The sequence below is a fragment of the Magnetococcus sp. PR-3 genome (assembly GCF_036689865.1).
Taxonomy (GTDB): Bacteria; Pseudomonadota; Magnetococcia; order Magnetococcales; family Magnetococcaceae; genus Magnetococcus.
This window is the reverse complement of the sequence record NZ_JBAHUQ010000014.1, coordinates 58,417-69,929: the sequence shown is the minus strand read 5'-3', so window position 1 is coordinate 69,929 and position 11,513 is coordinate 58,417. Positions and strand designations below refer to the sequence as shown.

Below are 11,513 nucleotides of genomic sequence, written 5' to 3'. Positions count from 1 at the left end.
CCATCACGGTTTTAAAGAAGTTGTGGGACTGTTCGTTATGTCACCAACCTGATGATCATATTCAATATAGTGTTTTTTAAAGGCCTTATCCGCCCACTGTAGAGAACGATCTTCATGGCACCCTCCATTTTGACAGGAGTTAGGCATCTCCTCCAGAGTACTGATTTCAGGTGGGATAATACGAAAGGCATGACTACGAAGGCTGAAAAAACCACCTGTTTTAACAATACGTGGCATATGGCAATCCGCACAGCCGACAACACCGGTTGGACAAGGGGTATGCTTACCATTGCTGGTTTGAATAACACGGGCAATACTATCAATATGACAATCCGCACAGGGGGCTGTACCATCCGTATGCATAGAGGAAACCTTTTTATCAAACCCATGGGGGTTATGACATGCCACACAGGTTACTCCATGACGCGCCTGCTCCAGGTTAGGTTTCATCCCCTCTTTAGCCAAACGGTAATCGGTGGCATGGCAGTGCAAGCACTCTGCTGAGAGTTTGCCACGGTCTCCACCTTCGACATAGTTGGCATGGAGATTTTTCAACGCATTGGCATGACCAGACTGGTTCCAATCCGCATACTCCTGATGCCGATTTTTACTGACCCCTTGCCCCCACCAATATTTACCCTTTTTATCCTGTTTTTTAGTCAATGCTTGCCAGTTTTTCCCCATATCCCCACCTGGGGTCGCCTGGGTAGGAAAACTAAAGGTTACCGGGGCACCACCATCACTGGCCGACTCACTACTGGTGCCGCGATTATGACACTGGGCACACACCGAGGGGGCAACAGAGGTGATAATATGATGTCCGTTCGAGTCTATGTCTGGATGCTCCGGTGTACCATGACAGAGTTGACAGACCTTTTTATGTTCCAATTGCTCATGTTGAACATGCAGACTGCCCGGGCCATGACACGCTTCACACCCAATGCCAAACTCACTAAATTCTGTGGTTTTTGGATCAAACCCTGTGGTGTGACAGCCATTGCATTTGTAGGACATGGGGGTCTCTTTCCAGTCCTTAACCTTGTAGGGTACCCAACGTTTTTGCATCACCAGCCATTTGGCAGGTAGCGGGTAATACTCACCCTCTATCCGACGAACATAGACCTGCTCCCACTTACTACCCACAACAAACTCAACATCTTCTGGTTTAAAGGTAACAGCAGGGTCCCCGGATGCAAAATCCCCCAGCAGTTTAGCTCTGGGGTCGGTTACCGGTAGAAACATGATCGGATGTAACGTCTTGTGCCAGGATTGATAGTGCTCACTATGACAGTTTGCACAACTCTGCGAAGTCATATAGGTAGCCTGATCACCCGTATCTTTATGCAGATAGAGTGAATAGCCCAGAAACAGAATCAAAAAAAAGCTGGCCCAGATCAGCACACGTTTTTTCATACCATGCACCTCCTCTTTACAACTATTTTAAGAGCCACCCAACACATATTAGCCACCTAGAATCAATCTCTTACAAAAACCATACAAAACCAGGACAGATGCAGATCCAATCATACCAATTGTCATAATGTATAAAAGTCTACCAGATTAACTGGCTATCATAAACAATCTGCCACTCTGTCACCTCTTTTCCACCTCTTCGATCATAGAGCTGTCACTTTTTCTTGACTTTCCTTTCTTCAAAGAGGATGATCCGGCACCGGACGCAAATTGACATCATCTTCGGGGGAGAGCGCGGCGTTCGGTTAAAGCGCTTAATCTCGTTGTTGAAAGGTCCCACGTGTCCGATTTTGCCTCTTTGAAACTTGTAAAACCTCTACTTAATGCACTCAGCCAAGCCGGTTATACCACGCCAACACCGATCCAGGCTCAAGCCATTCCTCATCTGATGGATGGACGTGACCTGCTGGGTATTGCTCAAACCGGAACCGGGAAAACCGCAGCCTTTACACTGCCTATTCTCCATAAGTTGAGCCATATTAAAGGGCGCCCCACCCCTAAAGCACCCAGAGCTCTGATCTTAACCCCCACCCGTGAACTGGCCGCTCAGATCGGTAACAGTATTGCTACCTACGGTAAGCATATGCGAACCAGCCACACCGTGGTTTTTGGTGGGGTTGGCAAACAACCACAGATTAGAGCACTGAGCCGCGGTGTCGATATTCTGGTCGCCACACCTGGCCGCCTATTAGATCTAATGGGCGACCGGCATTTGCGTCTGGATCAACTACAGGTCTTTGTGCTGGATGAGGCTGATCGCATGTTGGACATGGGTTTTATCCATGACATCCGCCGCGTCATTAAAGCCATTCCGCCCAAGCGTCATACGCTGCTCTTTTCAGCCACCATGCCCAAAGATATTGCAGAGCTGGCTGAAGGGCTATTGAACAACCCTGCCAAGGTTGAGGTTACGCCTGAATCAACCACAGTAGAGCGTATCTCCCAGAAGGTGTTGTTTGTTGATAAACGCAACAAACGCCCCTTGCTCAAAGATGTTCTGGAGCGAGAGCCCATTGATCAAGTGCTGGTATTTACCCGCACCAAACATGGCGCCAACAGAGTTGCAGAGTACCTTGATAAAAACCGGATTGCCTCCGCAGCAATTCATGGCAACAAGTCACAGAGTGCACGAGAGCGCGCACTAGACGGCTTTCGTAAAGGTAAGTTAAAAGTACTGGTTGCCACAGATATTGCCGCACGAGGTATTGATGTCGCCGGTGTCAGTCATGTGATCAATTTTGACCTACCCAATGAGTCGGAAAGCTATGTTCACCGGATTGGTCGTACCGCACGAGCAGGACGCGACGGCCACGCGATCTCCTTCTGTGATGCTGAAGAGCGGGCTTACCTACTCGATATTGAAAAAACCATTCGCCAATCTGTTCCGGTGGATGAAGAGCATAGCTTCCACAGTGAAGAGGTCGCCAAAGCCGATCCGGTTAAACCGGTACGCAACCGTCGTGGTGGACATGGCGGTGGTGGCGGTAGCCGTAACGGTGGTGGACACCGACGTGGAAACCCAGGAACCGGTAGTAAAAGCCAACAACGCAGCGGCAGTGGCAACCGCCGTCGTAGCGGTGGGGGTAAAGGCAATAGTGGTGGCCAAAGCAACCGCGGAAATGCCGCTTAAAACCAACGTTACGGTGGCATAAAGCATGTGCAAAAAGCCCCAGCCCATTAGGCTGGGGCTTTTTCTTATGGCTCTTCAGGGATACTAAACAGCCTAGCTTATAACCAAGCCTCCTTGGCTATGGGCTTAGAGATGACGTAGCTTGCGAAATCACTTCTTATGCTGATTGTGTGGGGCAAAAAAGCCCCAGTCAGTTAAGACTGGGGCTGAGTATTGTCATTAAGGATCGCTAACGTGTGATCGACCACTCCGCTAGAATCAATTTTTAGAGCTTGATCTTAGCTGTGTTGATCATTTCTCGGGCCTGCTGCTCATGAGCTTTAAAATAGTGTACTTGGGTTCCGACATAGAAAATCAAATAGAGTTTTTCTTGCACCACTGCACCACGGGCAACACCTTGATAATCTAGACCTTTGGCATTTTTAAACGTAAAATCGAATTCAAACCCATCATGCCCATCCAACTTGGCAGGGAACAGGTTAAGGGTTTTTAGCTGGTGATAGGCAGGTTTGAAACTACGGACAAACAACTCCATAATTTCAAGCTCACTCATGGCAGAGTCAAAGGCCATGCCTGTGTCATCGGTCTTTTCGTTTGAAAGGTCCTTGCCAGAGGATATTGCAGGCAGGGTTTGAATACGCTGAAGACTGGCGCCATCAAATGTCCACTGTCTTTTTCCTGCAAGTTTGATCATGCTCCAATCATGACCAGCAGCCGTTAATTTAAAGCCATCACTCTCTTTGACCTCGCCTTGCTTGACCAGTTTATATCCCACACAACCACTGAGTAAGATGGGCAATACAAGCAGGGCTAATAAGGTTTTTTTTAAGGTAAAACGAGTCATTTCGGTGTTCCCAAATAACGTTGGATAAAGGTTGCACCATCTGCCTCAGGGCGCTGACGCAAATAAGTTCGGTAGGCTAATTTTGCTTCATCATGACGCTTAAGACGACGAAGCACCATCCCTAACCCCAAGTGTGCCTCAGAAAATTCGGTATCATCAGCGATGCTTTTTCGATACAAGGCCAGGGCTTTTTCATAATCCCCTTTTTCCCCGCGTAAGCGAAGAAGTTCCCCTTGTGCATAGGAGGCCTGCTTTTTAAAAAAGTCATCTTCAGCCATGGATTCAAACAGCTGAGTACTTCGATCAAAGTTACCCAGATCGATCTCATCCCGGATAAAGTCCATAATATGCGGTTGTAGCATCCGCACATATCGCTCTGTTCCAACCTCCCCTGCCCGATGTGTGCGGGTATAATCTGTGGCCAGCTTCTCCAGGGAGTGTTGTCGCTCTGCTGAGGGTGGGTGGCTATTATAAATGGAAAAGTGCACGCGGTTTTCTTTATCCGCTTTTTGCTCTTTTAGAACATTCTCCCAAATTTTATGCGCCTCTCTGGGGTCATACCCACTTTCAATCATTAAGCGTAGGCCATAGCCATCCGCCTCACGCTCATGGTCCCGCCCATAGGCCGCCAAAGAGGAATTGCCAATAAGAGAAACAACGCTGCTATAGTTACCCACCCCGCCATACGCCATCGCCAGGGTCAAGACCATCATACCGTTCGAGGTATCGATGGTGCTTTTCATACGTTGGAGAGAGTGGCGACGTAGATAGTGCCCAAGCTCATGTCCAATGACAGCAGCCAACTGGGCCTCATTGCGTGCCCGCAACAACAACCCAGACCAGACCTGCATGGCCCCATTAGGCATCATGGTGGCATTGAGGTGGGGTACCCGCATCAGGTAGACACGGGCATTGGCACAATAGCGCCCGGCCAAACGACAGGAGATACCCTGAACATACTGATTAAGCGCATCATGATTGATGATTTTACCTGACGTCTTATAAGACGCTTCAACCTTTTCCACCGCCATCCAAAGCCCACCCTCCATGGTATCCCTAGCGGGTTTTTCATCGGGTTTCAAATTGGCTATCTGGTAGGCATCAATCCCTTTATCCGCCCCCCCCTCTGTTTTAACCAAGGGGATATGTATGGGATCAGACCCTTTGACCTGCCCAGCGTGTTGAAAGGCATCGGCCACAACCTGTGGATTATCCGTGCTTGCGCAGCCATGAAGTAGAGCGACCACCAACAATAGAGAGAGTCGTAATGGTTTAACCACGCGCACCCCCTACTGCTGTTGCTGATAGTTATCCATTAATTCCTGAATCGACTGAGCAGCAGAGTCTGCTTTGCGAAGATCCCCAGACTCTTTGGCCAAACGACTGTGCCATACCACTTGACCATTACTTAGATCAACCATGGAAGCCTCCGAGATTTGTGCTCCACCCGGTAGATGCACACCTGCAGCGGCGGCGGCAATTAAAACCACCCAACGACCACTGGAAGAGAAGGAATCTCTAAAATGAAGGTAGAGACCATAATCGGCCCCGGTCAGCTCTTTAAGTTTCTTGCTGTAATCCCCAACCACCCAGTCAGGGTCGGCATATTTGGTGGGAAGATGAAAGGCCGTATAGTTATGCAAAAAGATGGTTTGGTTAACCTGTGCATGCAGTTTTTGCATTTGCACCATATCTTCTGAAGCATTGACGGCCAGATCGGTGGGCATGGTTTGGATACGCAGGCCGCGGGATGATGCATAATCGCGTATCGCAGCATCAAGATTTTGCTTGGCTTGCTGGGTCCACCCAGCTTTGGGCTCTTGTACGCCCCCAGCTTGGATCTCATAAAGCTCAACATCCATGGGCATCATCAACAAGGTCTTATCAGAGCTTACAACACTTGAATCAACCAATACTTTTTTAGGTACGGTGCAGCCACCCAGAAAGATGGACAACAGTATAAAAGCCGATAAAAAGTGGTTTTTACGCAACATATCACTCAATCCAGTAATGTTTAGTGAGGGGTAAACACCTATTTGAGGGCAACAAAGGCCACCCTTATAAAAAAGTTTCTTGATGAAAACATAAAAAGTTTTGCAATACAAACCTAAACAAACAGACACTTAGTAACATATTTATGTGACATAATATTCTTGGGATGCACATCATCTCATTGAACAGATGATCCATTGTCAGCAACACGCCAATACACCATAATCTTAACAGCGCTGGCCTTTTACCAATATTTGGGAAACATGAACCAAACTTTTGCCCCAAAAGTGGACTTCTTTGATGTTGTCCAATCCATATCCAAAGCCCTGGATTACGCCTTTCCACACATTGTTTCCCACCATGTTCGGGTAGCTTATGCGGCTCTTCGCATCAGCCGCTCTCTGCGCCATGATCGGCAGACTGAAGCTAACTGTCTAATTTCTGGTATGTTGCATGATATCGGTATTCTCTACGAAGAACATGCCGACGATGCCGCTTTGCTGGATGCCCGGGATGATCGCCATGCCCTGATTGGCTACCACTTGTTAAAAGAGGATGCCATCTTTGGTGCCTATGCGCCGATCATACGCTATCACCACAGCTTTCAAGCCGGACACCCCTTTGCGGAGCATATCCCCATTGAGTCACAAATTCTCAATCTGGCTGATATGGTGGATCCACTCATCCGCGAAGAAAAAAACCTGATTGAACAGCGCCAAGATGTACGAACCCGGCTGGATGAACTGGTTGGCCAAGGTTATCCCAAAGAGCTGGTTCACGCCTATCGTCGCTTAATTGAGCAGGACGACTTCTGGCTGGATCTATGGTCCTCTGACCTGCCAGGGATTTTAAAACAGCAGGTCAAACGTTTTGAAATTGAATTTGACGCCGGACTTTTGGTCGCTTATGCGCAATTGATGGCACATTTGGTGGACTTTAAAAGTCGCTTTACCTCTACCCACTCCAGTGGTGTCGCGGCAACAGCTGAGTATATCGCTCGGATCATCGGTTTTTCTGAGGTTGAGTGTATTGAAATTCAAGCCGCTGGCCTGCTGCACGACGTGGGTAAGATTGCTATTCCCAATCAAATTCTTGAAAAAAATGGCACGTTAACACCTGAAGAGTTTGAAAGGGTTAAGGCACACGCCTACTATACCAACAAAATTCTTGATGTTATTCAAGGCATTGACCGCATCAAAACATTCTGTGCCTACCACCATGAAAAACTCAATGCCTGCGGCTACCCTTACTCTATTCCTGGTGCTCAAATACCTCTGATCGGACGTATCATCAGTGTGGCGGACATCTTTACAGCTCTGACCGAAGATCGCCCCTACCGTAAGGGGATGGATGAAGCGAGTGTTCGCCAAATTTTTTGTGATATGGTGGACAAGGGTGAGCTGGATATCCGCATTACCCGCGTTCTAATGGAGAATTATAAAGCCATTAACCAATATCGGGAAATGGCCCAAGAGCAAGCTCGCAGTGGCTACATTTCCTTTATTAACCGGATTCATAACAACCCTGCTTAATACCTGTATAAATAGAACATTCACCTAAAATCTCTAAAAAACTTATTTCTCCATTTTTTTTGTGTTTTTTCTGTTCTTTTACGCATGAAAACCGTATGCTACGCCCCACTTTTGGCTTTAGTAGACCTGAAGGACCCTGCTGCATGAACAAACATCTGGACAATTTTGATGTCTTCCCCTGGAATGAGAATTTTGAAACTGGCATTCAACAGGTGGATGACCAGCACAAAACTCTTGTGCTGATGCTCAATCAATTGACCGATGCCCTTGTCCACGATAACCCTGTGGAACTTTCCCGTATTTTTGATGAATTGGCTGTTTATGCCAAATACCACTTTGACTCAGAAGAGGCCATTTGGGCTTCTAAATTTGGTGATGACCGTTGGTTGGCCCTACATTGTGAAACCCATGAATCTTTTTTACCCAAAGTTTTAGAATTAAAAGCCGAGCAAGGGGATAAACCTCTGCGGGTTATTCTAGAACATGTGGTGAAGTTTTTGATCCGGTGGTTGGCTTTTCATATTATTGATAGCGATAAGCGCATGGCCCATGTCATCCACTATATGGATGCGGGTTGTGACTTTGAAACCGCTAAACTTCGTGCAGATGAAGAGATGAGCGGATCAGCACGGGTTTTAATTGATACCGTGTTGAATATGTATGACGGGCTCTCTTCGCGCACCTTGGAACTGATGCGGGAACGGGTAGAACGAAAAAAAGCAGAGGCTCAACTTCGGGAAGCCAACCGTTTGTTAGAAGAGCAAGCGGTAACCGACCAGCTCACCGGCCTATTCAATCGGCGCCATTTTGATGAAGTCTTTGAGCAGGAGTTACGCCGGGCCAAGCGTGAGCAACGTGTTCTCTCTTATATTATGCTGGATATTGATCACTTTAAAAAACTCAATGATCATTACGGCCACCTGCAAGGGGATATTGCGCTGAAAAAGGTGGGAGAGATTTTAATTGAGATCTGCCGTCGACCTGGTGACTATGCTTTCCGCCTTGGTGGAGAGGAGTTTAGTGTGCTGGTAGCAGATCAGGGTGAACAGTGCGGGGTAGAGTTTGCAGAACGTATTCGTGCGGCCATTGAATCTTCAGGCATCCCCAATATCCAGAGCCCTGTATCCGACAAAATGACCACATCCATTGGCTTGCTCTCAAAAATCCCTGAAGCAGACTGCTCCATGGACCGCTATCTTAAAATTGCAGATACACGCCTATATGCCGCCAAACAACAAGGGCGTAATTGCGTTGTTGCCCATGATTAATACCCGTTAGGCATTGGCCACTGTAGAAATTTCCCCCATGAGCAAGCCATCTTCCAAGGTCCATGTACGGTGGATTTTAAAGGGCCCTTCCCCCAATACCGTAATACCCAAAAGGCCGTCGGGCATTTTCTGAAAATCGGTAATGGTGACCAGGGTTCCCCGCTCTTCAATAAGTGGGATCGCCCCTGCATCACTACCTTCGATAATGGGCACAATGCCAAAGGCAGCCGTTTTACCCGCCACCCGTTTGATCATATTTAAATAGCGGGGTTCAAAAATACGCAGTGGCAGCTTCTGTCCAGGCTGTAGATCCACATGCAGTGGAAAAAGTGGAATTTCCATCATTGACATACCCCTCCTTCTGACCACACCAATCTCTAATAAGAGTACGTTAACATGCCTTCCCTCTTCAGAGCCGGGTTATTCCGCAAAGTTTCCTCACACCCTTCTCGCTCATAGCATCTTTGCTCGTGGTAGCACAGCAGCCACGACAGAGAATATCAGCCTTCTAAGTCGTCGGTTTAAAGATAATCTTAACGACACCTATGCAAACCAGTTATGAAAGCAATACACAACACAGAGCGATAGGCGCACGCTTAACTGGCGAGCTACTTAAAGAAGAGCCTGAAGACACAACGCATATGTAAATGCTTGCCTCTGACCATGGTGTATGCTGAACCCGCCTAAAACCGCGCAACCCATCAACCCTTAGTCTAGACCTCTCCAAGATTAAGGGGGAACAGCGACGGGCTGCGCAATCTTTTGTTCTGCTTTAACAGCATTGGGACACTCAAGAAAGATCTGAGCCGGGCAACGTTCACAGTGCGACGAGTCAAGGTAGGTATCCACAATGGTACCGATCGCCTGGGTTTTAGAGCGAAAAACATGATCTTCACGAATGGTCCGTATACACCCACTCCGCTTGAACATACCGCACACCTGCTCTTTAACATCATACAGAAACAGATGCCCCCCCTGCTCCCGACGGCGGATGGCCTCCCGAAGCAACAACTCTGCCCCTGATAGATCTGTAAAGTTAATACCACTTCCAATGATCAACAGGTTTTTCTGATGCCCTGGATCTTCCAAAAGATCTTTCAGCTTCTCTTCAACATGGGGTACCGAACCATAATAAAGGGAACCATCAATCCGCAAAATCTTCAGTTGTGGACATTCAGGTAGCGTATGGTCGGTCACAAACATACGCCAAGGTGAAGCAGGATCTGGCACCCGGGTGACCACTTTGGGATGAGAGGTCCGGTTAAGGTAGAACATCAAAGAGAGCAACACGCCAATATAGATGGCAAACTCCAGCTCCAGAAGCAGCGTTGCCACAAAGGTGACTAACATCACAATAAGCCCAGGTCGGGTCGCCACACCAATCTTTTTAATATGGTGAAAATCGATCAGATTAAAAGCCACTTTTAAGATAATACCAGCCATGGCCGCAATGGGTAGATGGGCAGCCAAAGGGGCCACCGCCAGCACCAAAATGACCAACATAATCGAGGCAAAAATACCGGACATAGGGGTTTTTGCCCCAGCTCGGTAGTTAACGCCACTACGGGTAAAAGAGCCTGATGAAGGGTAGGCAGAGAAAAAACTACCCACAATATTTGATAGCCCCTGCCCGACAAACTCTTTATTACCATCAATGGTTTGCCCTGACTTTAAGGCAACAGAGCGGGCAATAGAAACCGCTTCAATCAACCCCAGCAGAGCAATGGCCAAGGCACCAGAAGCCAGCTCCCGAACCATATGCAGATCCCAATCAGGGGAGGAGAGAGGTGGTAATTGGCCAGGGATGGCCCCCACCAAGGTAATGTCATGAGCCTCAACCCCAAGCCCTGCGGCATACAGACTACCGATAATCATTGCCAACAGCATATCTGGCCATTTGGGGAGAATTTTTTTAATCAATATGGAGGCCCCCAATGTGACCAACCCCACTGAGAGCACATACGGGTTGATAAAGGAAATCTGCGCAATTAAGGCTTCCCAGGTATGTACAAATGAGCTGCTTCCCTCAACCGTTACCCCAAACAGGTGTTTCATCTGGCTGGTTGCAATCAGCAAAGCCGCCCCTGAGGTAAACCCCACCACCGCCGAGTGCGACACAAAATTGATCAACCCGCCCAACTTTGAAATACCTAACCCAAACTGAATAACCCCTGCCATAAAAGCCAGAGTTAGGGCCATGCTAATGTAGAGCGCACTACCTGGCTCCGCCAACGGTGTTAACGTCGCAAAAACCACAATGGAAATAGCCGTTGTTGGCCCAGATATAAGATGATGGGAGGAACCAAAAAAAGCCGCGATCACCGCAGGTACCATCGCGGTATAAAGACCATATTGAGGGGGCAAACCCGCAATGGCTGCAAAAGCAACCCCTTGAGGAAGCACGACCACAGCACCAGTTAACCCGGCCAGCCAGTCTTGACGAATGGTTTCGCCATTGGCCGTGCGCAGCCATTTGGGCAGTCGAAATTTGGGTAAGCGCTGTAACCAACCTGTACGCTGCTGCGTGTTTGGTCGAGGATCCGCTGTCTTGCTATCCAGCGTGGTGGAAGCTGAGGTGTTTTGGGAGGCGGACATGGTGCCAGCTATCCTTAATAAAAAAATAAATCAGACAGAAAGCCTGAGAAGAGAGGAAAGCACTCTACGCCTACAGCCAGGGTTTCACCACCTTAAAAGTGTAACGAATTTGTATTTGTAACTTTTTGGATTCATACAACTTTTTACTCACTATTCATGAATACCCCGCATTGATAAAA

9 protein-coding genes are annotated in these 11,513 nt (G+C 48.0%); 3 read left to right on the top strand and 6 right to left on the bottom strand.

Annotated elements, in window-relative coordinates:
- Positions 1-3: 3 nt before the first annotated feature.
- Entirely contained in the window at positions 4-1,413 is a 1,410-nt protein-coding gene (locus V5T57_RS09805; RefSeq protein WP_332891024.1) for a multiheme c-type cytochrome, read from the bottom strand.
- A 340-nt stretch (positions 1,414-1,753) separates the two neighbouring features.
- Between V5T57_RS09805 and V5T57_RS09800 the strand changes: the two genes are divergently transcribed.
- The gene (locus V5T57_RS09800) at positions 1,754-3,103 is read left to right on the top strand and encodes a DEAD/DEAH box helicase (RefSeq protein ID WP_332891023.1); all 1,350 of its coding nucleotides are present in this window, start codon (positions 1,754-1,756) and stop codon (positions 3,101-3,103) included.
- A gap of 265 nt (positions 3,104-3,368) precedes the next feature.
- On the opposite strand, the gene V5T57_RS09795 is transcribed toward V5T57_RS09800, so the two are convergent.
- The 3 genes from V5T57_RS09795 to V5T57_RS09785 are packed head-to-tail and all read right to left on the bottom strand — an operon-like array spanning position 3,369 to position 5,941.
- Positions 3,369-3,947, bottom strand: a complete 579-nt coding sequence (locus V5T57_RS09795; protein WP_332891022.1) for a hypothetical protein — start codon at positions 3,945-3,947, stop codon at positions 3,369-3,371.
- Positions 3,944-5,227, bottom strand: coding sequence for a M48 family metallopeptidase (locus V5T57_RS09790; RefSeq protein ID WP_332891021.1), 1,284 nt, complete (start codon positions 5,225-5,227; stop codon positions 3,944-3,946). Before V5T57_RS09790 ends, V5T57_RS09795 begins: the two co-directional genes overlap by 4 nt.
- A 9-nt stretch (positions 5,228-5,236) precedes the next feature.
- Entirely contained in the window at positions 5,237-5,941 is a 705-nt protein-coding gene (locus V5T57_RS09785; RefSeq protein WP_332891020.1) for a hypothetical protein, read from the bottom strand.
- Between the two features lie 261 nt (positions 5,942-6,202).
- On the opposite strand from V5T57_RS09785, the gene V5T57_RS09780 reads away from it, so the two are divergent.
- Together V5T57_RS09780 and V5T57_RS09775 are read left to right on the top strand one after the other, a co-directional pair.
- Positions 6,203-7,471, top strand: coding sequence for an HD domain-containing phosphohydrolase (locus V5T57_RS09780; RefSeq protein WP_332891019.1), 1,269 nt, complete (start codon positions 6,203-6,205; stop codon positions 7,469-7,471).
- Positions 7,472-7,614: 143 nt separating this feature from the next.
- Entirely contained in the window at positions 7,615-8,739 is a 1,125-nt protein-coding gene (locus tag V5T57_RS09775; protein WP_332891018.1) for a GGDEF domain-containing protein, read from the top strand.
- A 6-nt stretch (positions 8,740-8,745) separates the two neighbouring features.
- Here the strand turns inward: V5T57_RS09775 and V5T57_RS09770 are convergent, their stop codons facing one another.
- Together V5T57_RS09770 and V5T57_RS09765 are read right to left on the bottom strand one after the other, a co-directional pair.
- Positions 8,746-9,090, bottom strand: coding sequence for an LON peptidase substrate-binding domain-containing protein (locus tag V5T57_RS09770; RefSeq protein ID WP_332891017.1), 345 nt, complete (start codon positions 9,088-9,090; stop codon positions 8,746-8,748).
- Between the two features lie 378 nt (positions 9,091-9,468).
- Complete coding sequence (locus V5T57_RS09765; RefSeq protein WP_332891016.1) at positions 9,469-11,334, bottom strand: SulP family inorganic anion transporter; 1,866 nt, start codon at positions 11,332-11,334, stop codon at positions 9,469-9,471.
- Positions 11,335-11,513 lie beyond the last annotated feature (179 nt).

Coding starts and splice junctions, on each gene's coding strand:
- V5T57_RS09805 (WP_332891024.1), bottom strand. CDS start 1,413: ATGAAAAAACGTGTGCTGATCTGGGCCAGCTTTTTTTTGATTCTGTTT.
- V5T57_RS09795 (WP_332891022.1), bottom strand. CDS start 3,947: ATGACTCGTTTTACCTTAAAAAAAACCTTATTAGCCCTGCTTGTATTG.
- V5T57_RS09785 (WP_332891020.1), bottom strand. CDS start 5,941: ATGTTGCGTAAAAACCACTTTTTATCGGCTTTTATACTGTTGTCCATC.
- V5T57_RS09780 (WP_332891019.1), top strand. CDS start 6,203: ATGAACCAAACTTTTGCCCCAAAAGTGGACTTCTTTGATGTTGTCCAA.
- V5T57_RS09775 (WP_332891018.1), top strand. CDS start 7,615: ATGAACAAACATCTGGACAATTTTGATGTCTTCCCCTGGAATGAGAAT.
- V5T57_RS09770 (WP_332891017.1), bottom strand. CDS start 9,090: ATGTCAATGATGGAAATTCCACTTTTTCCACTGCATGTGGATCTACAG.
- V5T57_RS09765 (WP_332891016.1), bottom strand. CDS start 11,334: ATGTCCGCCTCCCAAAACACCTCAGCTTCCACCACGCTGGATAGCAAG.